Below are 23,507 nucleotides of genomic sequence, written 5' to 3'. Positions count from 1 at the left end.
TAATCCGCAATTTAATCTCCAACAAAATTTGCTCCTCAAATAACGCCGTGCAAACTGTGACCTCTGGCAGCCAGTTCATCCACTCGTTTTTCCACGGCCGGGTCTTCTTGCAGCGGCGGCGCATGGTGCGGTTTGATTCGGGCGTCGATGATCAAGCTGCCCTTACAGCCCCAGTGTTTGTGCTCAACAAATTCACCTATTCCGTAAATATCATGGGAGGGATTGGAGCGGGTAAACGTAACCCATAAAAAATTGGCCAGACTGGCGCCGACAAACTCGCTATCATCCGCCACAACTATTAGGGGAAAGGAATCAGCCAGTGAAAGGGGCAGGGCTTCTTCCAGCACGCGTATCTCTTTTTGCGCCTGCTCGTAAGTGGTAAACGCCTTTGCTTCCAGGGCCAGCACCCCGGGCATAATGCGTTTTAAATTCTTAAAGTCGGGAGGTAATTTCAGGTTTTGCGGAAGCCGGTAGCCCAATTCCTTTTTTATTTTTCCGGCGGCAGCCATTACCACTTTAGAGCCATGGTTCAGTTTAGCGCCGCTGTAATCCAGGGTATCGATGGTGGTTTCCGTGAAAAAGTGCAAATCGCGCTGTAAATCTATTCTGGAAAGCAAATGTCTGAAAAAGGCCTGGATGTCATTGATGTTTAGCTGGGGGTCGTCTTCTTCGGCCACAATGAGCAAATACTTGGCAAGGGAAAGTTGGCCAAAGCCCAAAATGGCCTGGGCCTGGGTTAGCAGCTCCATCGGCTGGCGTTGTTCGTAAGGCACGTAGCGTTCGCTGCCAATGGCCAGCAATAAGGGATGCACCCCGCTTTCGTCAACCGCGTGCACCGCTTTAACGCCGGGCAGACTTTTAGGGATCATGGGCGCGGTGATTTCGTGAATCAATTTTCCAAAGATGGTGTCTTCCTGCGGCGGCCGGCCAACCACCGTAAAAGGGAAAATGGCTTTCGGACGGTGGAACACGGTTTCCACGCGCAGAACCGGAAAATCATGCGCCAGGCTGTAATATCCCAGATGATCGCCAAAGGGGCCTTCGGGCAGCAGCTCTTCTTCCATGGTTCCCAGAATGACAAAGTCGGCCTCGGCCGAGACAATCCAGCCCCGGTAGTTCAGATAGCGAAAGCGCCGACCGGCCAGTAGTCCGGCAAAGGACAGCTCGCTCATGCCTTCGGGCAGGGGCATCACGGCCGCCAGGGTATGCGCCGGCGGGCCGCCTAAAAAGATGCTGACTTTCAGCTTTTCGCCGCGTTGCAGGGCCCGGGCGTGGTGCACGCCGATACCGCGATGAATCTGGTAATGAAGCCCTATTTGTTCATCGGGCTGATATTGATTGCCGGAGATCTGCACGCGGTACATGCCCAGATTGCTTTTTAATAACGAAGGGTTGTCTGGATCCAGGGTTAGTACCTGAGGCAGGGTCAAAAACGCGCCCCCGTCTGCCGGCCAGCTCTGGAGCTGCGGCAATTGGCTGACCCTGGTTCGCCTTTTTAGAACAGGCGCTGAGCGAACTTTCCGCGGCAACAGATCAACAATGGCTGGCAACACCTTTAATGTTTGCAGGGGATTTTTTAAAGCGCTCTCCGGATGCGCCGCCATGCGCATCATCATTTCTACTTTGGGCAGGGTTTTGCGAAAGATAAAACGCGCCCGTTCCAGCGTGCCAAACAGATTAGAAACCGCCGGAAAGGGACTGCCTTTAACGCGTTCAAAGAGCAGAGCCGGCCCGCCCGCGGCAAAAACGCGGCGGTGGATGGCGGCCATCTCGAGGCGGGGATCAACCTCTTCTTGTATGCGAATGAGGTGGCCGTGCTTTTCCAGGTCGATAATACATTCAAGAAGCGATCGGTACATGGTTATCCTTTTGTAACTGCAAAATCGCAATTTAGAATGCAATTAAATGCAATTCAATTTTTTAGCGATCGATAAATCAGGACGGGGCGCCTGAGACTACCCATGCCCGCCCGCTTCTCTGCATTATTTATGATTAAACCAATTTGGGCGGCAATTTGACAATTTGAAACCAGTAATCGGTCAGCGTTCGGACCACCTGCACCAGACCGTTAAAAGTAACGGGTTTGCTGATAAAGCCGGCCACGCCCAACTTATAGCTGCGTAAAATATCTTCTTCGGCTTTTGAAGTGGTTAAAACGATTACTGGAATATGTTTTAATTCTGGATCGCGTTTAATCTCTTCCAGCGCTTCGCGCCCGTCTTTGCGGGGCATGTTTAAATCCAGCAAAATAATATCCGGAAAAGGCGCTTTTTCTTCGTCGTTATACGGCGGGCGACGTTTTAAGTAGTCAATCAGTTGTTGCCCATCTTCAACAAACAGGAGCTCATTTACCAGGTGGCATTCGTCAAAAGAATCACGCACCAGCAGCTGGTCGTCTTTATCGTCTTCTGCCATGAGAATGGTAATGGGCCTGCCCCATCTGTTCATTTCAAATTTTCTCCTTTTTTTGTTTTACTGGCAATTCTACAAAAAATTTTGTTCCTTTATTTAATTCGCTTTCAAAATAGATTTTACCGTGGTGACGTTCGACGATTCGTCGGCAAATGGCCAGGCCCATGCCCGAGCCTTCATATTCATCGCGGGCGTGCAGCCTCTGAAAAGGTTTGAAGATGCGGTCGGCGTACTGAGTTTCAATCCCGATTCCGTTGTCTTCCACAACGATCGTCACGCGATGGTTATTGGATCTTTTCTTAGACCAATACACTTTGATCCGGGGGTTAACATCTTTCCGGTGAAATTTTAACGCATTTCTGATTAAATTTTCAAAGAGCTGGTAAATTTGTGTTTCATCGGCTTCTATGGCCGGCAGTTTTTCTGTATTAATCTGTCCTTCTACCTGCTTTATGTTTAATTCAAGATCTGAGATCACCTCGTCCACAACCCTGCTTAGATCAATCCGCTCAAACGGTTTACCTCTGGTTTCCACGCGCGAAAGGGTAAGTAAACTGTTGATCAGGTTTTGCATTCGTTTGCTGGCGTTCATCATGCGTTTCAGATAATCTACGCCCTGTTCATCGAGCCGGTTTTTATATTTTGCAAAAAGCCGGTCGCCAAAGGCCAGAATTTTACGCGCCGGCTCCTGCAGATCGTGCGAGGCGATGTAGGCAAATTCCTGCAAATCGCGATTGCTTTGCTCCAGACGCGCGGCATAGTTTTCCAGCAGTTCTTCGCGTTCTACCTGTTCCGTGATGTCGGCGCAGGCGCCAATCCAGCCGTGTACGTCTACTTCCTCATTGCGTACCGGCACCGCACGCACGATGAACCATCTGTAAACCCCGTCGTGACGGCGAATTCTGAACTCTCCTTTAAAATCTGTTTTTGTAGCCAGCGCATGGTTCCATGCCTTCTGTACGTTCGAAAGGTCCTCTGGATGGATGCTCGAAAGCCATCCTTCGCCCTTTACCTGCTCCAGGCTTTGCCCGGTAAAGGCGCGCCAGCCGGGAACATCTTCCACAACCCGCCCGCTGGCATCCGTACTCCAGATGATCTGCCCGCTGGCGGCAATTAACGTTTGAAAGCGCGTCATGTTTTCTTTGGAGAGCTCTTCAAATGATTTTTCATCGCTAACATCGACCCATAACCCCACAAAATAATCCAGTTTTCCGTCTTTGAAAACGGGATGCAATTCATCCCGTAGCCAGCGGTATTTACTCTCGCAATTCTTCATTCGATAGGTCAATTTTTGATATTTGTGTTCGAGATGGCGCCGGCCGTTTTTTAACAGAAAGGGGCGATCATGATCATGAATGAGCCTTAGCCACAAACCGGCGTCGGAGACAAAATCCATGGGTTTAAAACCCAACAGGCGTTCGACGCTCTTTCCCATATAGAGGAAGCGATAGCCATATTGCTTATCGGGTTTAAGCATATAAAAGGTTATGGAAAAATTCTTAAACAACGAGCCGAGCACGCTTTTGGGTATAAACGTTAATAATTGCTCTTCATTTTTAATCACATCGATCTCCGATAAAGATGTGTTTTCGTTTATCATCATAACTACTCCGGCTAAAACACGCATCTTTAGCTATATTTAAAAGACTTCTTTCATAAAGTTCAACTTTTTTTAACCAACGGTTGCATTTTTTGTTTGTTCCTTTCGTGGCCGCTCTGGCCTGATGCCCATAAATCCTTTCATTATTATTTTGCCCCTGTTTGCATATCATTTTTCTGTTAAAGCCTGATGCACCTCTTTTAATAAAGTAGATGCTGTGAACGGTTTCTGGATAAAAGGCACGTTGATCAGTTTCAGGCTGCTAACTTCATCGTCGCGACCGCTAATGGCAATTATTTTAATGGTTTCGCTGATTCTTTTTAAGGCGCGCACAACAGACGGCCCATCCATTAAGGGCATGGACATATCTGTGATAATCAGATTGATGGTATCTAAATTATCGGCAAAAACAGCGATGCCTTCCGGACCGTCCGCTGCGGTAAACACGGCGTAGCCGTTGGTTTCCAGCGTTTTTTTCGTAATCTCCCGCACAGAAACTTCGTCTTCGATCAGCAAAATACACTGTCCCTCGCCCATGGGAACATCATCTTCTTTAACGGGCGTTTCTTCTCTGGCTCTTTTATGGGCGGGCAAATAGATTTTAAAGGAGGTGCCTTTATTTGCTTCGCTGTAAACGTTAATGAATCCGCCGTGCTCATCAATAATGCGATGGGCCGTGGCCAGCCCCATGCCCGTACCTTTGCCGATCTCTTTAGTGGTAAAAAACGGATCAAAAATTTTATCAATCATATCCGCGGCAATGCCCGTGCCTGTATCGCTGATGGTAATCATCACATAAGGCCCTTTGGGCGCATTTCCCAGAGAGAGGGCGTATTGTTCATCGAGCATTAAGTTTTCGGCGGTAATTTGTAAAGAGCCTCCATTGGGCATGGCGTCGCGGGCATTCACCAGCATATTCATCAACACCTGGTGTATTTGTGAAGCGTCGGCCATAATTGGCCATAAATCGTCGGCCACGTCGATGCTCAATTGGATGTGTTTGGGAAAGGTTTGCTCCACCATTTTCACGGCTTCCGATATGAGGTAACGAACCTGAACAACCGTGCGTTCTCCTTCGGTGCCGCGGGCAAAGGCCAGTACCTGTTTGATTAAAGAGGCGCCGCGTTGCGCGCTGGTTTCCATTAACTCTAACGATTTAATGGCTCTTTCATCTTTAACCATGTGTTTGAGCAGCTCCGTGCCCATCAAAATGGGCGTCAACACATTGTTTAAATCATGGGCGATGCCGCCGGCCAGCGTTCCCAGGCTTTCCAGACGCTGGGCGCGCGTATATTGTTGTTCGTATTTTTTCTTTAAACTGATGTCCAGCCAAAAACCGTTCATTTCTGGTTCGGTATTTTCTTCTTTTACCACCGCTCGTTCATCATAAATCCAGATAAAATGACCGTTTTTGTGTTTGAAGCGATATTCCAGTGAAATGCGACCTGTCTTTTTAAATTGTTCCATGGCCTTTAAAACCTTGGCCCTGTCTTCCGGATGCAAACCGTCAAAGTAAATTTGCGGATTTTCGATGATCTCCTGCGCCTCAAATCCCATTAATCCCTTAATGTTCTGACTGATATGATTTGGAGAAAAACGCTCGGTTAATGGCCCGCTAAAAAGAACCGTTGTATTGGCCTCTAACAATCGATTTAAGATTTTATAGGTCTTTTTTAACTCCTGTTCAGTCTTTTTGCGGTCGCTGATATCTTTGATAAAAATAAGGAAGGTGTCTTTCTCTTCTTCGATAAAAGAGGCCAGGCCTTCGACGATGGCTACTGTATTATTCGGGCGAATCATTCTAAATTCGAATTCGTGGGATTGGTTGGCCGTTTTATACAATTTTTCAATATTTTTTTCTACTTCGGGCAAGTCGTCCGGATGGACAACTTCTTTTATGGTTTTGCCCACCATTTCTGCTTCAGAAGTCATCTTCATTATGTTTACCATGGTAGAATTGGCAAAGATGATGCGTTCCTTTTTGATGAGCAAAATGCCAAAAGTTGCCACATCGATAAAACGCTGAAATTTACTGGCATTTTCCAGCATCTTCTTTTCGTTGCGTTCCCTTTGAACGGCGGCGCCCAGAATATCGGCGGCCAACAATAACGCTTCCCGCTCGCTATAAGACCAGTTTCGCGTTTCATGACAGGAATCAAAACATAAAAATCCCCACCACTGGTCGGCCACAAAAATGGGCGCAACCAGCATGGACTCAATCTCCAGCTCTTGCAGCATCTTTTTTTCAGAAACAGGGAAATTTTCAATATCTCCGTAAATAAGACGGCCTTTGCTCAACTCTTCAATCCATCGCTCCAGCCCCGCCTCTTTTAATGGAATATTCTGTAAATTCTGATTCTGCAATTGAGCTTCTTTCTCCGGAGCAATCCACTTGTTTTTCTGTCTGGCGTATAAGCGCCCTTTTTCGTCCCGATAATTCTGGAATAAGCAAACCCGGTCAACACGCGCCACATTGCCCAGTTGTCGTAAAATTAAATCGATGTACTTGTCCCAGCTTCTGGAGCGCAACAACTGCCTGGCGCTTTGGCTGATTACCTTGAGAATCGATTCTTTGCGCTTTAACTCCTCTTCGAATAATTTTCTGTCGGTCAAATCAGCAATGGTATATAAGAAAGCGGGGCTGCCGCGCCATTGCAATGAAGTTTTACGAACCTGCACATAAAAAGGCGCGCCGGCAGGGTCATTCAAAACGAGTTCTTTAATTTCCGTTTTATCCCCGGCCATTTCGAAACTCCAGCCATTCGACATTAACAAACCTTTATTTAAGAGGTTTTCCGCGGCTTTATTCTGAAAGAGGATTTCGTTTTTTTCGTTGATCAGCAAAACTCCGTCGGAAATCTCCTCCAGAATTTTGTTGGTCAACTTTTCGCTCATTTCAATTGTTTTGTAGAGATTGTGACGCTCAAGAGCGTGAACAATAATGCGTTCAATAAAATTGGCGGGAAGCAACTGCTTTGGCAAATAATCCTGCGCCCCAACCTTTAAAATTTTTGCGGTTAATTCCGGATCATCCAGAACGCTGATGGCAATTTTGGGAATATCATAAGCGATTTCCTGTAAGGCCTGGATCGTGTCAAAGCCCTGACTATCGGGCAAATTCAGATCCACCAGAATAACGTCGAACTTATGCTTCGAAAGCGCCTTTTTAGCGTCTTTTAAACTGGTGCAGGTGGATAATTTAAAATTCTTGCGGGTATTTTGTAAAATATCCTTCATAAACAGGATATCTTCCCGATCGTCTTCGATCATTAATACCCTTATTGTTTTGGGGGCCATAATTTCTCCCATAGTTAATGATTTTGATGAGCAAAGCTGCTTCATGGCGCCTTCGACAAAGTATTTTTAACATGTGGCGTTTGCACAAGCAACCTTTTATCATGTTTTGGCATTTATCCGCGTCAAATAATTTTCGGCAGCCTTATATTTTTCCCTTTGTTTTTTGCATTGATCATTTACGTTTTACGGTTTCGCCCATCGGTCAAGTCAATTAAAATTAGAGGGAAGTCGAAAAAGCAGTAAGAAAAAACCGTAATTTAGAGCGATTAAGCAGGCCGGGCGCTTCAACCGATTTTCCTGTGTGATCATCAGATAATTTTTTTCAAATTCAATTTGCCGTTTGTTTTTCCTTTGTTTTAGTGGAAACGGCAAGAACCTCTTTCATGGTTTTCAACAATTTTTGTGATGTAAACGGTTTGTTTAACATTTTAATTGGCCTGTTTATGTCAACCTTAACATCGTGTTCCAGTCCGCTCATGGCGATAATATCGACATCGGGATTAATTTTTAATATGGAACGAATGGCCGAATGGCCGTCCATATAAGGCATGGAAATATCGGTCAGCACCAGGTCAGTTTTATTTTTTTGTTGGGCAAAAATGGCCACGCCCTGTGCGCCGTCGCTGGCGGTTAATACCCGGTAGCCGTTATCTTTTAACGTATTCGAAATAATTTCGCGTATGGCCGCCTCGTCGTCAATAACCAGGATGGTCTGGCCTTCGCCCTTCAGATCTTCTGCAATTTCCCGGGATTCTTCCACTTCGGCGGATTTATTGGCGGGCAAATAAACATTAAAGGTCGTACCGTTTCCCGGTTCCGAATAAACGTTGATAAAACCGTTGTGCTGCTGGATAATGGTGTGCACGGTTGAAAGACCGAGCCCCGTGCCTTTGCCGACCTCTTTGGTGCTAAAAAAGGGATCAAATATTTTATTGATTAACTTTTCCGGGATACCCTGCCCGCTATCGATTACGCTGATTTTAATATAATCTCCCGGCTGGGCGGTTTGGTGCATTAAAGAATAATGTTCATCGAAAACGACGTTTTCTGCCCTGATCTCCAGTTTTCCGCCTTCGGGCATGGCGTCGCGCGCATTGACGCACAGGTTCATGAGCACCTGATTGATTTGGGTGGCATCGGCCAGCACCGGCCATAAATCTTTGGCAACCGACATTTTAAAATTAATCGATTTGGGAAAGGTTTCTTTTATAATCCGCCCGACTTCGGCAATAATATGCCGCACCTGCACCGGCTTGTGCTCTCCTTCTACGCCCCGGGCAAACGACAGTATTTGTTGAATAAGTTCTTTTCCGCGCTGCGCGCTGCTTTCAATCATGTGCATTACCTTTTCATTGGCCGGTTTTTTGTCGCGCATGCGCAGCACTTCTGTGGCCAGCAAAATGGGCGTTAAAATATTGTTTAAATCGTGGGCAATACCGCCGGCCAGCGCCCCCAGGCTTTCCATGCGCTGGGCTCGTAAAAACTGCCCTTCCAGTTTTTTCTTTTCTGTGATGTCGATCCATAAGCCATGGATGGTGAACGTTCCTTCCCGCCAGTCCGCCGGAATGCGCATTTCGTCATAAACCCACAGATAATTGCCGGCGCGGTCTTTAACACGGTATTCAAAGCTGTACTTTCCGGGCTGGTTAATCCTAGTAATGGCCTGGATCACCTGTTCTTTATCTTCGGGATGGATGTTGTTAATCCACAAATCCGGATTATTGATCAACTCTTGCGGTTCATAGCCAAAAATGTTTTTAAGGTTTGCCGTAATCTGCAGCGGCGCCACCATGCCATTGTGCCACCTGGCCGAATAAATAACCGCCGAGCTGGATTCTAACAGGCTCATCAACTGACGATTGGTTTCTTCTAATTGTTGATTGATTAATTTTTTTTCGGTGATATCCACCACCATTTTCAGCGCGCCCTGAAAATCCTCCTCCAGAATCGGCCTTGAAGAAACCAGCCCCCACATTTTCGTTCCGTCTTTTTTCAGAAAACACAATTCATGTTGAATGTTTTTGCCCTGCAGTTGTTTGTGCCATTGAGCGACGGCCTCTTTTTTATTGTCTTTAACTATAAAATCAAAATAATTTCTGCCTATCATCTCCTGCGCTTCATAGCCTAACATGTCGGCCATCTTTTGATTGACAAAGGTTGTTCTGGCGCGCGCATCTAACATCCATATTCCTTCCTGCGCCAGATCGACAATCCGCCGATATTTTTGTTCGCTGGCTTTCAGGGCCTGCTCTGCCGCTTTACGGGCGGTTATGTCTTCGGCCATTCCTTCGTAATATAAAATTTTGCCCTGATGATCCCGAACCACACGAATACTTTCTTTCACCCAGATCAAATTACCGTTATTGGTTCGCCACTGGGTCTCAAGTTCATGGATGGCATCTTCTGTTTCTAACACTTTTAAAACTTTATCGGCCTCGACGCTCATGCCGCCGTGTTTAAAGGCAAAGGCCTTTAAATCTTCCACCTTTTCAAATCCAGTCATTTTTAGAAAAAAAGAGTTCGCTTCAAATAATTTTTCATCCATAGAAAAGATGTACAGCGCGACCGGAACGCTGTTAAACAGGTTCCGGAATCGTGTGTAACTTTCGGCCAGGGCTTGTTCGTTTTTCTCTTTTGCTTTTTTTAAACGCAAATTCTGGATGCCATAGCTTAAATTTCCGGCCAGCTTTAATAACAGCTCGGTTTCCAGAGGTTCAAAAGAGATTTGTTCTTTGCTGTAAATATTCAGCGCGCCAAAGGTTTCGTCGCCATTCTTTAAGGGCAGGGCAATGGAAGCCTTAAAGTTGAAGCATTTACCGTTTTTTCGCCAGGGAGCTACGATAGGGTCCTTTGACCAGTTTTGCACGGTAACCGCCTGGCCGCTGCGAATGGCGCGGCCGGTTGGGCCCTGGCCAAATTTGTTTTTGCCCCAGGATATTTTAATGCCTTTTATATAATGTTCTTCACGACCAAAATAGGCCACGGGACGCACCGTTTTATGACGATCATTATCGGCAAAGCCCACCCAGGCAAAATGATATCCCCCTTCTTCGACCACAATTTTACAGATCTCTTTCAGTAAGGAATTTTCATCATGCATCTGAAACAAAGCTTCATTGGCCTTTAAAAGCATGCGGTAAACGCGATTTAAGGCCTGATATCTTTGTTCGCTTTTAAGGCGTTCGGTCACATCATACATGGAAACAAAGTAAGCCTGTTGTTTTTGCCAGACAATGGGCCGCGAACGTAGTTCGATCATTCGATCGCCAGCCTGGAGATGAAAAGCTCTATTCTGAACAACCGGAATACCGAAATCCTGTTTAATTAAATCTTCGGGATCTTTTCCAAGCAACTCTCCGGCCTTTTTATTGCTAAACTGGATGACACCGCTATTGTCTATGATCAGAATCCCAAAAATATTGTTTTCGATGATTATGTCATACTGCTCAATATTTTCGGTAAGACTTCTTCTCAGGTTATGGCGATTTAAGCCATATAGTAAAACGCGTCGTAAAATCGGCGCCGAAATAATCCCTTTAACCAGATAATCATGCGCACCAATTTTTACGGCTTCCATGGCCAGCATTTGGTCGCTGTGACCGCTAATTACAATGACAGGAAGGTTCTGCGTATAAGATCTTAATGCTCTTATGGTATCCAGGCCGCTACTGTCAGGAAGGTTTAAATCTAATAAAATAATATCGGGATTATTGGTTTGTAAAAATTCCAGACCGTTTTTTAAATCGTACACATGATCTACCACAAAAGCGGGGTCTTTAGATTCACAAAGAAGGTCTTTAATAATAAGGGCGTCATCTGGGTCGTCTTCAATCATTAATATCTGTATTTCTTTTATTTCTTCCATATTAAATCACCCTAAAAAACATACAACAGAAAATATTTTAACACAATGTATCTGCAACACCAATCTTTATTCTCGATCTCTTTTAAAACAACCTCTGCTTCTATCCGCAGGCAGGTTAGCAGCTTTATTTTAAAAATAAACCTAAAAAAGCTACCAATACAGATTTTCCTGTTTTTTACAAGGATACTCATTTTACCCTTTATCGAGTTTGCTGGCACTTAAAGCATTTAAACCGTACGCTATTACCGCAGTTAACTTAGTTCGATTGAATTAAAGAAATAACTTCTTCCCTGGAGCTAATATTGCCGATAAAACGACGTTCCGGTTGTGGCTTAATCCTGACAATTGTGGGAATCGCTAAGATACCATAGTGGCGTGCTTCCTTTTTGTCCTGCTGGATATCATAGACCGTTAAATGAAAATTATCCTCATATTCTTGCTTTAAAATTTCGCCTAAATTTTGAACCATGGCTCGTTGTTCCGCAGAGGAACTGTTAATGAACACTTTTAAAATTATCTTCTCCATCTTCCTGAACCTTCATCAAGTATCGACACTTTTGCGAAAATAATAACTAAAAAACGTATTTCAATATATTTTTTTTAAAAAATTTTTTATGCTTTACGCAGCCTGCAAACATTAATTACCGGCCGTTTTTATTTAGACTTTTTCAATTCATCATTTTTTTCAAAGTTCCCTTAATCCCTTCACTGGCCTGGTTAAAATCAATTTTTTTTGCCTGGTCTGTAAAAAAGCTGAATAGATGCGGCCTTAAATGCTTTTTTGCAAAAACTTTAATTTAGCCGGTTATTCAGAGATCATGCATTTATATAAAAGATCGCTTTACTTTAAATGGAATACTTGACGCCGGGGCGCCGCGCTTTCAAATTAAGCAAGGCTAAAACTTGGCGCGGCTACCAGCATTCCCCGACAAAATTTGCGCGGGCTTGTCTTTTGATCTTCTGTTTTTGACGTTTCAAAATCAACGCGCGTAAACGGCGGGCGGATTAAGTGACCGATTTCCACATAAAACGCCTCATCAGGCTTTAATTCGTCGTAAGTAATGGGGTTTAAATGAAAAATTTTATTCTGCCGCATAACCTCAATCGCGTCGTTTTCATGCGCCTCACAGAGATGAAAAATCTGGCTGTAAATGGGAGCGAACAGACTGCTGTCCTGCTCATTGCGCAATTCTTTATGGTGAAACCGGTCGATGGCCATGGCTATTAATTGCGTTACCGTATAACCCAGATCCGTAAAATCTTTGATCTGCTTATCGGTTATTTCGCCCAGGCGGATGGTTGTTAATCGTTTAGGCATTACGCCTCCTTTCGAGGAAATTCCTCAATTTGCTAAAAATTTTAAAAAAAAGAAGTTTTAAAATCCGTTTTGTAAAAAAAATACACTTTGAATATACATCAGATTAATCCTTTTCTTTGAATCAATATATCATTTTAAAATACATAAATCAATTAAATCCAACATTATCAAAGATCGTATTTCGTTTACAGGAGGAAAGAGTAAGATGGATGATTAATGAGAGGATTGTAGAAAGGAAGGGGAAACCGTTTCAACGGTTTACGCCAATGAACAACGGGATAACATCCTTCAAAAACAGACTCTTTCCTCCAATCCGCAACGCCTACCTTCGTGCCAGAAATCGAAGACACTGTCGGGAAAATTACCCGCCGGCAAATGTCTCGCTCTCCCAAACTTTTATTCTGGGTGAGGGGGCCATGGGGTGAGGGCCACTCCGGGAAATGCCTGCCACCGTTGGGCAGAAAAAGTGTCAGAGTATAATAGTATAAGAGTGTAAGAGGCTCGGGTCTGCCCTAACAAACTCAAATTTATGAGTTAATGGACAGCCAGGAAATATCTATCACCCCTGAAATAATCTTATAGGCTCAACTTCCCCTGGCAATTTAATTTTTAACATTCTTTGCGCCTTTGCGACTTCTCTGTGCGCTCTGTGGTTGCTTAAAATAATTTGTTTAATCTTTTTCTGCGATTATTGGCGTAATCTGCGAGAGAATTACTTTGCACGCATTGCGGTTGTTTTAGGTTGCGGCTTTGCTGCCTTTGAATTTAATTGAGCGGTTTAAAATTAAACGTCGAAACCTATGGGAAAGCCCTCCGGTCTTACGACGTAAGCTGCGCAAATAGCTATTTGACGTAGCACAACGACCAGGCGCGACCCGGAATGAATGGCTTCAGCCGGCTATCAATTTCTCTTAAAGGTTTCGCGTTATTACCATGCGGAGCGTTCTGTCCCCAATCTACGCTCTGCCGCGGGCGCGGAACTGACCCGGTACGGCCAGGACAAAGAAGATGTCAAAGGCTAAAATTCCCAGATAGATTAATCCAACCGTCAAAAGAGAAAGCCCCTTAAGATCAAAATAAAAGAAAAGAAGAATGGGTAAAGCGCCCAGTAAGCCGGCCAGAAAACTTACCAGGTAGCGTTTTCCCGTCCATTGAAAATTCGTCTTACAATTCGGGCAGGTATATGTCTCGCCCGGAGAACCCAATAATAACCAGCGACGGGAAATCGGCGTGGCGCATTGCGGGCAAACTTGCTTCATGTCAAAACTCCTTTACAAATCAAAACAATGATGCGTTCGCTCTAAAAAGGTTTTTCTACGATTCCGGTAAGAAAATCCTTTAAAAGCTCTCTCTCTTCGTTCGAATGACAAATCACTTTTTTTAGAGTGAACCACTGATAAAATATAAAGGCTCTACTGGGATTCCTGTGGAAAAAGGTCTAATTTACCAAGAAAGAAAAGTATTGCTATCCTAAAATTTTCAAATTTTCTAAAGCCTCTACCAACTGTTTTTATCTCCTGTATCTTGCCGTTCAACCATTTGGCTACTGAATTATCTATCTGATATCTTATATAGTTTAATAAGCCATCTGAATGAGCAATGAGCATTTTTGCTACTTTAATCATTTTATTTAAAGAACGTCCCTTAATATCCTGATACCATTCCGCAAAAAAGAATTTCGCATCATTTATTGTTTCACTCCTAAAGAATTCTTTGAAGTTCTCTTTGGCCGCCCAAGCCTGGGAAGTGATAAGGTTAAGTTCTTGAATTTTTCTGAAACGCGATAATTGCTTGTCCGTCATATTTTCCGGATTCTTTAAAAATAAATATTTACTTTTCACTAAGGTTTTATCATTAGATTTTTGTAATTTACGGGCTTCCTCTCGTCTGGTTTTATCCACTCCATCATTTAAATACTTCATTATATGAAATTTGTCATGCACTATGGAAGCATTGGGAAGCTCCTTTTGAACAGCTTTAATAAAAGCTTTCCACATATCCATACTGACCGCTTTGAGGCCCTCCTTTTGTTTCTCTGTTAATCCCTTGTTTATTAACGAACTGGCAGAGCTTGTTGTGCGACCTTCACTTACATCTATTACACGTCTTCTTTCACTATCGGATAATACGCTTACATAAGTATGACCTCTTTTCATACTCTTCTCATCTATCCCGATATATTTAATGTCCTCTTCCGTTCGGCGTGATAGCCCGCGTTCCACTGCTTTGCTCATTATATGATGAAGCATATCAAAGCTGATCCGTAAAAATTGTGCCGTTTTGCTCTGGTTTTTGGAGGCCAGTAATAACTCAATAGCAAAACGTTCAAATAATAAAGTCGTTCGACTCGACTTTTCTGCCCAAGGTACTTTGATCGTTTTTACTCCATGTTCCTTGCATTTAATGCGGGGTACTTTGCAGACAATATAGGTCTTCATTTGGCATGTATCCAAATGCCGCCAACGACGTTTTTCGCGATGATCATAAATATCATATTCCACTTCGCATTCGGGACAAAAACCTTTTTTTGACTTATAGATAATCTCTATTTCTACTTCCTCATTCGCAATATCTAAGTCAACTTTAGACACTTCCCAGGGATGCGAAAGTCCCAAAATCTGTTTAAATAATTCTTTATCTTTCATAAACTCAATCTAAGGATTATTTTTGTTTTTCACAAAAATCCCAGTAGAGCCAATATAAAAAAAAATGAAAAAAACCAGAATAATCGACGCCATCCCCGCCATGAAAATTCCTGTTCCATTCTGCCCTCTCTTTTTATTCGCTAAAGGCGGGCAGAAAAAAAATCACTAATTTTTTGACAATATTTTTATTATTGAATAAATTTTTATATTTTAGGAAAACGGAGGCAAATATGAAACTATATGATTTTTTACCCATTGAGCACATTGAACCGGATTTGAAAGGGCAGACAAAATTTCAAATCATCGAAGAATTACTGGATCTGCTGGATAAGAACAAACGTCTGGTGGACCGCGAAGTGGCCTTACAGGACGTATTGGCCCGCGAAGGCTATTTAAGCACCGGCCTGGAGAACGGGCTGGCCATTCCGCACGCCAAAACAGACGGCGTAAACCGGCTGGAAATTGCCTTTGGCGTCAAAAAAAATGGCGTCGATTTTGAATCGCTGGACGGCAAGCCCGCGCACCTTATTTTTCTTGTGCTTTCGCCGCGCGATACCTCCGGCCCGCACATCCAGACCCTGGCCGTTATTTCACGCAATTTAAAGAAAAAAGAAATTCGTGAAATGCTCTTGCAGGCCAAAACACGCGAAGAGATCATGGATATTATCAAAAACCGGTTTGAGTATTGATGTCGCAACAGGCAAAAATTTTTTTCAATGATTTAAAACCTTTGCTCGATCAATTTCAGGAGCGCCTGGTGGCCATCGGTCAAAAACATCAGGTGCCTTTATTTTACGAGCCGATTCAATATGTGCTGACCCTGCCGGGCAAGCGAATTCGGCCGCTGCTAACCATTCTGGCCAATCAGACCTGCGGAGGTCGTTTAAACAGCGCTCTTTACCCCGCTCTGGCCGTGGAATTGCTGCACAACTTTACCCTGGTGCACGATGATATTATGGATAACGACGCTCTGCGGCGCGGTCAGCCCACCGTCCATAAAAAGTGGGACGTGGCCACCGCCATTCTGGCCGGTGACGGGCTGATGGGCCTGGCCTTTAAAAAGCTGCTGGAAGCGCCGGAAGGAGACCTTTTGACCATGATGCGTCGCTTTACCGACGTGATGCTTATCATTTGCGAAGGCCAGGGGCTGGACAAAATGTTCGAAACGCAATCCGAGGTGAGCGAAGAGCAATATCTGGAAATGATCCGCAGAAAAACCGCTGTATTGATCGAACTTTCCTGCGAGCTGGGCGCGCTTTCGGCCAGCGCCGCGGCGGAAAACATTGAACGCTTTCGACAATTCGGCTACAATCTGGGCATGGCTTTTCAAATCCAGGACGACGTGCTGGACATCATGGCCGACGAGTCCAAGCTGGGCAAAACGGTGGGCAGCGACTGGCAAATGCACAAACAAACCGTTTTATCCATCCGCCTGCGCCGCGAGCTGCGGCAAAAGGTGGACGACCTGACTTTCGAAGAATTTAAACGCGCTCTGAACGAAACGGGAATTTTAAACCAGGTGCAAAACATGTATCGTGATTTTTTCAACAGAGCCCGTCAGGCTTTAAAGGAACTGCCGCAGAACGAAAGTAATCAAAAACTGCAAGAACTGACGGATTTGATCCAAAACCGCTGCTGGTAAACCATGTTTCGCTCCTTCTTCCCCCCATTCTTATTGAGTCTTTTTCTACTGACGGCCTGCGCCGTGCAATACCGTTCGGACATTTCCTTACCCGCCGCCCCATCGGCCAGCAATGCAGGCCTGCGCAAAGCCGCTGAAAAGTGGCTGGGAACGCCCTATCAATACGGAGGCAATGATGCGCGCGGCATCGACTGCTCGGGCCTGGCCTGCCGCCTGTACGAAGAGGTTTTTTCTTACCGGCTTCCGCGCGCGGCCAATGACCAGCGCCGCCTGGGCTACTCCGTTCACGCTCCGTATTTAAAAGCCGGCGATTTAATCTTTTTTCGTTTCGCCGGCGACGAGCGCATCGAACACGTGGGCGTTTACCTGGGCGCGGGGGAATTTATCCACGCCTCCACACGCCGCGGTGTGGTGATCGACCGCCTGGATGATCCGTATTACCGGCGACACGTGGTGGTCATCAAACGCGTACTGCGTTAATCCTTTTTCAGCAAATCAATCAAGACAATAACCGCCTGCCGCGCCTCTGCCGGCAGGGCCGAAATTTTTTTGGCCAGCGCCAGATCGGCATCGTACGTTGCGCCCGTTTCCTGCACCTGCCCCTCCTGTCGGCCAAACCAGTAAGTCTTTTCCCCCGTCAGAATCCACTCCACGGTGGTCTGCCCCAGGCGGGCCAGACGGTACAGAACCTCGGCCGGCGGAATGCGCTCTTTTAAATACTTGCTGATCGCCGCCTGACTGACATGCAAGGCGCGCGCCAGCTGTAGCTGGGTCAAACCCTGCTGGCGACGGATCATTTCAATGCGCCGCGCCACTTCATCCTGACGAATCATTTCCATTCGTTATATCCGATTATATTTGCAATACCACGATTGTCATATTAAATTACGTTCGTAAAGTTATTAAGAAAATTTCAAAAATGCAAGAAGCGCAACTGTACGCTCTGTGGCAAAATCTGGCGCGAACGGGGCAGGCGGTTACGGCGGGGCCCCATCGGTTACGCGTGCTGGATGCCGGCCGGCTTAATTTACAGCGCGGTCCTGATTTTGTTTCCGCTTTGTTTGAGCTGGACGATGTCCGCATCAGCGGCGATGTGGAGATGCACCTGCGGCTGCAGGACTGGTACGCTCACCACCACCATCTGGATCCGTTTTTTAAGAACGTCTGCCTGCACGTGGTTTTACAGCCCGCGCCATCCAGCCGGGCTACGGTGGCAGCTCCCTTAAGCGGCCGGGCCATTCCCACCATTCGTCTGGCGCCGGAAGACTTCCCTTCTGCTTTGCAAAGCGCGCGGGTTTTGTGCCGCCCGCCCGCCGTTTTAAACAAAGAGGCTGTGCAGAGCCTTGCCCTCGAACGCTTACATCTAAAAATCCGCTATTTTCAGCACTTTCTGGAAAGCGAGACCTTTGAACAGGCCTTTTACGAGCACTTGTTGCGTTCTTTAGGCTACCCGTCCAATAGCTGGCCCTTTCAACTGCTGGCGCGGCGTCTTCCGTGGCGCTGGCTGGAGCGCAGCTGTTCGGCCATGGGGCGCGGTTTTGACCCTTTTTACGCCCTTTATGCCGGGATGGCCGGTTTTTTGCCCGCCGCGTCCTCTGATCCGTATTTACAAAAACTCATCTTTCTCCATGGCGAGCTGCGCCATCTTCTGCCCGCCGCCGGTCTGGGTCGGGAGCACTGGCAGTTTGCCGGGCAACGGCCCTGCAATCATCCCCATTTTCGGCTGGCGGCCTGGGTGTCGCTGCTGGTTCAACACCCCGGCCTGCCCATCCGCCCCTTAAGCCGGCTTTTAAAGGCCCGTTTACCGCTCGATCAATTATGGGGCGAGCTGCAGCGCCTCTTTAAACTGCGGCCGCAGGGTTACTGGAAAAAACACCACATGCTCGCTTCCAATGCCCTTGCCAGAAGCAATCAAAACTTTTTGGGTAAAGCGCGTGTGACGGAGCTCATCATTAACCTGATTATTCCGCTTTTTGCCGCCCGGGCCCTGTTAAATGGCTCCCACGGCTTTTTTGAATACCTGCAATCTTTTTACCTGTGGCTGCCGCTGAACAATGTTTACCGGACATTCAGCAGGCGTTTCCCCTGGCTGGCTCTCTATCGGCGCCGTTTTCCATGTCAGGCTTTAATGCAGGCTTTCATTCAATTAAACAACCAGCACTGTCAGCTCAACCGTTGCGCGCTCTGCCCTCTGGCTCATACCCTTGACAAATGAAACGATTTTAATTAAACTTGTAAAGTATTTCTTCCGATAAGTATGATAACTTTTAATCCCTGATACATTTTAATCCGAAAGGAGAAAACATGGAATTTAACTGGTTCGACCCGATTATGGTGCGTAATTTTATTTATGCCGTGGTAGGTGTGATGGTGGGCATGGTTTCTTCTATAGTTACCTATAAATTGGTCAATAAAAGCACGCGTTTCGACATTCCCAACGAATTGGAAAAAGGCAATTTAGCGGTTGGAATGGTCGTTGCGGGGATTTTTATAATGATTGGTTTGATCGTTGGATTAATTATTGGGATGAGTTTGAATTGAAAGCAAAGATTTTATTGCTCATAGGCGGGGCGTTGTTATTTTTGACGGCTTGTGGGCAACACGCCGATGCGCCCAGAGTGCGCATGAACGCCGCAGACAGCGCGTTGTTGAAAATGGTGGAACATCGAATCGAAGAAAAAAAGGCGCTGGAAAAAGTCCGTTTGTATCTGGAGCGCTCCAACCTGATGCTGCATATCGATCGTTACTTACCCCTGATTAAAAAATACTCCAAGCGCTACGGTTTCGACTACCGCCTGATCATCGCCCAGATTGTTCAGGAATCCGGATTTAAGATGCACGCCCGCAGCCGGGTGGGCGCCAGAGGGTTGATGCAGATTATGCCCGGCACAGCCCGTGAACTGAGCCGCGAGCTGGACATTGAATACATTTTACTGCGTCCCAGAGAAAACATCACCGCCGGTATCTATCATCTCTACAAACAAACTCAGTATTTTCCGGACGCCTCTTTTGAAGATCGTCTGAAGCTGGCGCTGGCCAGTTACAACTCCGGAGCAGGCCGCGTGTTTGACGCTCAGGACATCGCGCGCCACTTTAAACAGCCGGCCAATAAATGGGAAAGCGTTAAGCCCTATCTGGCCATGCTTAAAGAATCGGACTGGCAGTTGCATCTACAGGTCTGGCCTAAGGGCCGTCCGCCTCATGGCTATTTTTACGGTTATGACGAAACGATTAGCTACGTGGACAATATCTGGTCCATGTATCAGATATATCGCAAAATTCTCTGAGGGGTGCTGTCTTCCCCGGCCTTTTTCTATTCTCCCCTGCCGCATGTAATAAAAATTCTTGAATTTCAGGGTTCGCATCGTAAATTATCGCTGTATCTTGGGCAGCTTAATTTAAAGTATGATTAAAAAAGAGACGATAAGTACATAAGCAACTCCTAAATTTGAGAAGGAGAAAAAACCGTGATGAAAATCCTGAACATTTTTTTGCTTTTTCTCGTGTCTTTCACTTTTTTATCCTTTAATCAGCAAAGCCAGCCGCCCTCAGCCAGAGTAAAGTTCGTGCTGGGGACGGTTGAATTAATGCGCCAGGGGAAGACCAACTGGCAGAAGGTACGTTTCCATCAGCGTGTTTACGAAGGGGATCGCATTCGTACGGCCTTAAACTCGCGCGTTGAGCTGGCCATGCCCGATGGCTCGGTCATAAAGATCAATGAAAACAGTATGTTCGATGTGACGGAGATTAAAACGCCCGAACGCGATCAGAGCGATCGGATGGGATTTACATTGTGGGTGGGCAGTTTGTTTGCCAAATTCAAGAAAATTGTGGAAGAGCGCCAGACGCGCGTCATCGAAACGCCCAGCGCTGTGGTGGCCGTGCGCGGAACGGAATTTGACCTGGAAGTGGACCGCCAGCAGACCACCGTGGTGCGCGTTTACGAAGGCCGGGTAACCTTAAAGTCCAAAACAGTAGCCGGCGAAGTGGTGGTAGGCAGCAATCAGGAATCCAGGGTGGAGCGCGGTAAACCGCCCACGCCGCCTCGCGTTTTTACTCCCGACCAGCAAGATGAAACAGGCCAGGCCCGGCAGTTCTTTCTTAAACTGGATCTGAAAAAATTCCAGATCACTGAGCCGGCGCTGGTAGCCGGCGGCCTGCTGCTGACCGGCCGCACCGTTCCCGGCGCCCGGATTACGGTCAATGGTCTGCCGCTTACCGTGGGAGCCAACGGCTTGTTCAAAGGACGCATTCCCGTGCAGGAAGGCCTGAATGTGCTGAATGTGGTGGCCGAATTTCAGGGAAAACGCCAGCAGCAAACCATCCGCCTGCTGGTCAATACTCAGAAACCGCAAATCAAATTAGCCCGGCCGCTAACCACCGCCTTTACCAACCGTCGCGATTACAGCCTGAGCGGCGCCGTATTCGATCAGACGCCCGGCGACCGCGTTAAAGTGTACATTAACGATGAATTTATTACGGAAATAATCGGCCAGGGCAGCTTTAACCGCACCATCATTTTAAGCGAAGGACAGAACACCATGCGCATTGTTGCCGAAGACGTCTCCGGCAACCGCACCGAGCTGGTGGAACAGATCTTTCTGGATACCGTCAAACCCATTCTGACCGTGACCGAACCCGCCCAGCCGGTTTATGTTCTTTTTAAGCCCCCGCAACCGCCGGATCAACAGGTCTCATTCATGGACGAACGTTTTACGCAAATCATCCGCGGAGTGGTCATCGATCCGGAGCCCTCTTCGGGGATTAAACGCATCATTGTCAATGGTCAGGAGATCAAACCCAACAACGACGGCAGCTTCGAAGCCAAAATCCTGCTCAAACGCACGCCCGTTGGACGCAGGGGTGAAAACCGCCTGTCGTTTATTGTGGAAGATGTCGCCGAAAATATATTGCGTGACAACAGCCGGGTGATCATTGTACAATGAAAAGGGGAACGCTCATGAAAACAAGCCTTATGTGTTTGATCTTTTTAGTGGTGCCGATGATGCTTCTGGCTCAGGGAAACTTTAACATCACCGGCCGCGTTTCTTTGCAGACTTTGAATGTCAGTTACGATGAAAAATCGTCGTTAAAACCGGACTCCATTCCCGACGACCAGTACGCCAAAAGCACGCTTATTCCCGGTTTGCAGCAGCGTTTGAATCTTGCCCTGTTTGCCCGTAGCCGCCATTACGACATTACCCTGCTCGGCGATCTGAAGAACAACCAGTGGGATCGGCTCGACAACTTTCAACGCGTCGATCGCTTAACGCTGAATATTCGCCGCGGACGCAACGAGATGATTCTGGGCGATTTTTTCCAGAGCGGTTCGGATCTGTTTGTGCAAAGCCGGGAAATGCGCGGATTTAAACTGGCCATCGAAAGCGGTAAAACCTATTATTACAAAGTGGAACTGATTGGCGGCCAGTCTCAAAAACCGCTGGCCGTCGGCGACCGTTTGCCCATGCAGTATCGCCAATACGAAACGTCGGGACAGTTTCAACGCTATCTGGGAGCCGCTCAGGTCAAAACGGGAAAATGGGAAAAATTTGAAGTGGGCCTCAAATTCCTGTGGGCCAAAGATAATGAAAAATCAATCGAAGAAGCCATTAGCGAACCATTAACCAATCAACTGCTCGGCCTGGACGGTCAGTTGTATTTGTGGAAAAAACGCGTCAAATGGTTCTTTGACGCCAATCTCAGCCGCAAGGACACGCTGAGCGCGCAAAATGTAACCGATCTGGCTTACCGGGCGGGTTTTGATTTGCGTCTTGGTCACTTTAAAATGATTCTTTACAAACAATATCTGGGTTACGACTACTATTCCGCCGGTTATCCCTACTTACAAACCGACCGCGACGGTTTTGTGCTGAATGCGGTGTACAATTTCCCGCAAAAATTCGCCCTTTCGCTGGAAGGCGAGCGCTATTTCGACAATCTGAAAGATTTTAAAGACCGGCCGCGCACCACCACCAATAGCGCCATTGTTGGCATTACCTCCATGCACAGTCATTTTCCGGAGGTTACCTTAAAATTCCGCTACCGCGACGACCGCAGCAATACCGTTCTGGACTCGGTCAAAACCGATAAACTGTACATGGGGCTGGAAGGCCGCATCTCTTTCGGCTCGATGAACAATCGCCTCTCCCTGTCCGCCATTTACCTGGACCTGGACGATCGCAGCATCTTACAGGCCGGGGCGCCACTGGGCACAAAACAGTTCATCAGCAGCGTCAACTTTTACCTTCGACCGCACAACCGCCTCTTTATTTCCGGCGGGAGCGTCTTCAGTCGGCTTCAATTGAGTAATGACCAGCAAAACATCAATTCCTACACCTTTACATCCGGGCGCTGGGATGTCATTCCTGTACGCTTGCGCGCCGAATTCAACCTGAGCTTTATTTACAACGACGCGGCCAACGGCGGCTACCAGGACATGCTGAGCGATTACAACCAGCTCGCCTCTTCGTTTTCGCTGGAGTACTTCTTTAATACACGGATTTCGCTGAAGGCTATTGTGGGCAACGATTTCCGCGATATGCGCTACAGCCTGGACCAGGCCCGCCTGGTGATCAATGATCCCGATTACGGGCCCACTTATTTTAACGGCTTTGAATCGTACAACAGCCTTAAATACGGAATGGAATTGAACTGGATTTTCTGATGTTGACCAGGGTACGACCTACGCTGTTACTTTTGCAGAAAAACGCGCAACTCCCTTTTAAATA

18 protein-coding genes are annotated in these 23,507 nt (G+C 46.5%); 8 read left to right on the top strand and 10 right to left on the bottom strand.

From position 1 onward, the window contains the following. Positions 1–35: 35 nt before the first annotated feature. The 9 genes from Cabys_RS02535 to Cabys_RS02485 all read right to left on the bottom strand — a co-directional run bounded on the left by Cabys_RS02535 (position 36) and on the right by Cabys_RS02485 (position 15,137). Positions 36–1,859 (bottom strand): UbiD family decarboxylase, encoded by a 1,824-nt coding sequence (locus Cabys_RS02535; protein ID WP_006928548.1) that lies wholly within the window; start codon positions 1,857–1,859, stop codon positions 36–38. 133 nt (positions 1,860–1,992) lie between these two features. Then, a complete protein-coding gene (locus tag Cabys_RS02530) occupies positions 1,993–2,448 on the bottom strand; it encodes a response regulator (protein WP_006928547.1) in 456 nt (151 codons plus the stop codon). Position 2,449: 1 nt separating this feature from the next. Continuing rightward, the gene (locus tag Cabys_RS02525) at positions 2,450–4,015 is read right to left on the bottom strand and encodes a PAS domain-containing sensor histidine kinase (protein ID WP_169313642.1); all 1,566 of its coding nucleotides are present in this window, start codon (positions 4,013–4,015) and stop codon (positions 2,450–2,452) included. A 165-nt stretch (positions 4,016–4,180) separates the two neighbouring features. Continuing rightward, positions 4,181–7,309: a response regulator gene (locus Cabys_RS02520; protein WP_006928544.1), complete on the bottom strand. Its 3,129-nt coding sequence runs from the start codon at positions 7,307–7,309 to the stop codon at positions 4,181–4,183. A 328-nt stretch (positions 7,310–7,637) separates the two neighbouring features. After that, positions 7,638–11,174 (bottom strand): PAS domain S-box protein, encoded by a 3,537-nt coding sequence (locus tag Cabys_RS02510; protein ID WP_006928543.1) that lies wholly within the window; start codon positions 11,172–11,174, stop codon positions 7,638–7,640. 256 nt (positions 11,175–11,430) lie between these two features. Beyond that, positions 11,431–11,700: a circadian clock KaiB family protein gene (locus Cabys_RS02500; protein ID WP_006928540.1), complete on the bottom strand. Its 270-nt coding sequence runs from the start codon at positions 11,698–11,700 to the stop codon at positions 11,431–11,433. A 360-nt stretch (positions 11,701–12,060) separates the two neighbouring features. Then, positions 12,061–12,492: a hypothetical protein gene (locus tag Cabys_RS02495; RefSeq protein WP_006928539.1), complete on the bottom strand. Its 432-nt coding sequence runs from the start codon at positions 12,490–12,492 to the stop codon at positions 12,061–12,063. A 956-nt stretch (positions 12,493–13,448) separates the two neighbouring features. Continuing rightward, on the bottom strand, positions 13,449–13,751 hold the full coding sequence (locus Cabys_RS02490; protein WP_006928538.1) for a hypothetical protein: 303 nt from the start codon (positions 13,749–13,751) through the stop codon (positions 13,449–13,451). Positions 13,752–13,904: 153 nt separating this feature from the next. Beyond that, positions 13,905–15,137, bottom strand: coding sequence for an ISL3 family transposase (locus tag Cabys_RS02485; RefSeq protein ID WP_006928537.1), 1,233 nt, complete (start codon positions 15,135–15,137; stop codon positions 13,905–13,907). Between the two features lie 230 nt (positions 15,138–15,367). Between Cabys_RS02485 and Cabys_RS02480 the strand changes: the two genes are divergently transcribed. Genes Cabys_RS02480 through Cabys_RS02470 form a run of 3 tightly spaced genes read left to right on the top strand, consistent with a single transcriptional unit; the run spans position 15,368 to position 17,259 of the window. After that, complete coding sequence (locus tag Cabys_RS02480) at positions 15,368–15,826, top strand: PTS sugar transporter subunit IIA (RefSeq protein ID WP_006928536.1); 459 nt, start codon at positions 15,368–15,370, stop codon at positions 15,824–15,826. Then, positions 15,826–16,779: a polyprenyl synthetase family protein gene (locus Cabys_RS02475; RefSeq protein WP_006928535.1), complete on the top strand. Its 954-nt coding sequence runs from the start codon at positions 15,826–15,828 to the stop codon at positions 16,777–16,779. The genes Cabys_RS02480 and Cabys_RS02475 overlap by 1 nt, the downstream gene beginning before the upstream one ends. A gap of 3 nt (positions 16,780–16,782) precedes the next feature. After that, positions 16,783–17,259 (top strand): C40 family peptidase, encoded by a 477-nt coding sequence (locus Cabys_RS02470; protein ID WP_006928534.1) that lies wholly within the window; start codon positions 16,783–16,785, stop codon positions 17,257–17,259. Here Cabys_RS02470 and Cabys_RS02465 read toward each other — a convergent pair. Next, positions 17,256–17,618, bottom strand: a complete 363-nt coding sequence (locus tag Cabys_RS02465) for a helix-turn-helix domain-containing protein (RefSeq protein WP_006928533.1) — start codon at positions 17,616–17,618, stop codon at positions 17,256–17,258. The genes Cabys_RS02470 and Cabys_RS02465 overlap by 4 nt on opposite strands. A gap of 80 nt (positions 17,619–17,698) precedes the next feature. On the opposite strand from Cabys_RS02465, the gene Cabys_RS02460 reads away from it, so the two are divergent. The 5 genes from Cabys_RS02460 (at position 17,699) to Cabys_RS02440 (ending at position 23,443) form a co-directional block, all read left to right on the top strand. Next, positions 17,699–18,994, top strand: a complete 1,296-nt coding sequence (locus tag Cabys_RS02460) for a DUF2851 family protein (protein ID WP_006928532.1) — start codon at positions 17,699–17,701, stop codon at positions 18,992–18,994. Positions 18,995–19,083: 89 nt separating this feature from the next. Continuing rightward, entirely contained in the window at positions 19,084–19,320 is a 237-nt protein-coding gene (locus Cabys_RS02455; protein ID WP_006928531.1) for a DUF350 domain-containing protein, read from the top strand. Continuing rightward, positions 19,317–20,066 carry a transglycosylase SLT domain-containing protein gene (locus Cabys_RS20380; RefSeq protein WP_006928530.1) on the top strand — a complete coding sequence of 250 codons (750 nt, stop codon included), beginning with the start codon at positions 19,317–19,319 and terminating at the stop codon, positions 20,064–20,066. Before Cabys_RS02455 ends, Cabys_RS20380 begins: the two co-directional genes overlap by 4 nt. A gap of 183 nt (positions 20,067–20,249) precedes the next feature. Continuing rightward, a complete protein-coding gene (locus tag Cabys_RS02445; RefSeq protein ID WP_006928529.1) occupies positions 20,250–21,725 on the top strand; it encodes a FecR domain-containing protein in 1,476 nt (491 codons plus the stop codon). A 14-nt stretch (positions 21,726–21,739) separates the two neighbouring features. Continuing rightward, positions 21,740–23,443 (top strand): hypothetical protein, encoded by a 1,704-nt coding sequence (locus Cabys_RS02440; protein WP_006928528.1) that lies wholly within the window; start codon positions 21,740–21,742, stop codon positions 23,441–23,443. Positions 23,444–23,507 lie beyond the last annotated feature (64 nt).

This window comes from Caldithrix abyssi DSM 13497, from assembly GCF_001886815.1.
Taxonomy (GTDB): Bacteria; Calditrichota; Calditrichia; order Calditrichales; family Calditrichaceae; genus Caldithrix; species Caldithrix abyssi.
Note: the sequence above shows the minus strand (reverse complement) of the source record. Positions and strands in the feature narration are given on the sequence as shown.

What these genes read in the sequence shown, in the direction of transcription:
- Cabys_RS02445 (WP_006928529.1), top strand. Translation starts at nt 20,250, where the DNA reads ATGAAAATCCTGAACATTTTTTTGCTTTTTCTCGTGTCTTTCACTTTT.
- Cabys_RS02480 (WP_006928536.1), top strand. Translation starts at nt 15,368, where the DNA reads ATGAAACTATATGATTTTTTACCCATTGAGCACATTGAACCGGATTTG.
- Cabys_RS02535 (WP_006928548.1), bottom strand. Translation starts at nt 1,859, where the DNA reads ATGTACCGATCGCTTCTTGAATGTATTATCGACCTGGAAAAGCACGGC.
- Cabys_RS02440 (WP_006928528.1), top strand. Translation starts at nt 21,740, where the DNA reads ATGAAAACAAGCCTTATGTGTTTGATCTTTTTAGTGGTGCCGATGATG.
- Cabys_RS02470 (WP_006928534.1), top strand. Translation starts at nt 16,783, where the DNA reads ATGTTTCGCTCCTTCTTCCCCCCATTCTTATTGAGTCTTTTTCTACTG.
- Cabys_RS02455 (WP_006928531.1), top strand. Translation starts at nt 19,084, where the DNA reads ATGGAATTTAACTGGTTCGACCCGATTATGGTGCGTAATTTTATTTAT.
- Cabys_RS02485 (WP_006928537.1), bottom strand. Translation starts at nt 15,137, where the DNA reads ATGAAAGATAAAGAATTATTTAAACAGATTTTGGGACTTTCGCATCCC.
- Cabys_RS02510 (WP_006928543.1), bottom strand. Translation starts at nt 11,174, where the DNA reads ATGGAAGAAATAAAAGAAATACAGATATTAATGATTGAAGACGACCCA.
- Cabys_RS02460 (WP_006928532.1), top strand. Translation starts at nt 17,699, where the DNA reads ATGCAAGAAGCGCAACTGTACGCTCTGTGGCAAAATCTGGCGCGAACG.
- Cabys_RS02465 (WP_006928533.1), bottom strand. Translation starts at nt 17,618, where the DNA reads ATGGAAATGATTCGTCAGGATGAAGTGGCGCGGCGCATTGAAATGATC.
- Cabys_RS02495 (WP_006928539.1), bottom strand. Translation starts at nt 12,492, where the DNA reads ATGCCTAAACGATTAACAACCATCCGCCTGGGCGAAATAACCGATAAG.
- Cabys_RS02475 (WP_006928535.1), top strand. Translation starts at nt 15,826, where the DNA reads ATGTCGCAACAGGCAAAAATTTTTTTCAATGATTTAAAACCTTTGCTC.
- Cabys_RS02520 (WP_006928544.1), bottom strand. Translation starts at nt 7,309, where the DNA reads ATGGCCCCCAAAACAATAAGGGTATTAATGATCGAAGACGATCGGGAA.
- Cabys_RS02500 (WP_006928540.1), bottom strand. Translation starts at nt 11,700, where the DNA reads ATGGAGAAGATAATTTTAAAAGTGTTCATTAACAGTTCCTCTGCGGAA.
- Cabys_RS02530 (WP_006928547.1), bottom strand. Translation starts at nt 2,448, where the DNA reads ATGAACAGATGGGGCAGGCCCATTACCATTCTCATGGCAGAAGACGAT.
- Cabys_RS02490 (WP_006928538.1), bottom strand. Translation starts at nt 13,751, where the DNA reads ATGAAGCAAGTTTGCCCGCAATGCGCCACGCCGATTTCCCGTCGCTGG.
- Cabys_RS02525 (WP_169313642.1), bottom strand. Translation starts at nt 4,015, where the DNA reads ATGATGATAAACGAAAACACATCTTTATCGGAGATCGATGTGATTAAA.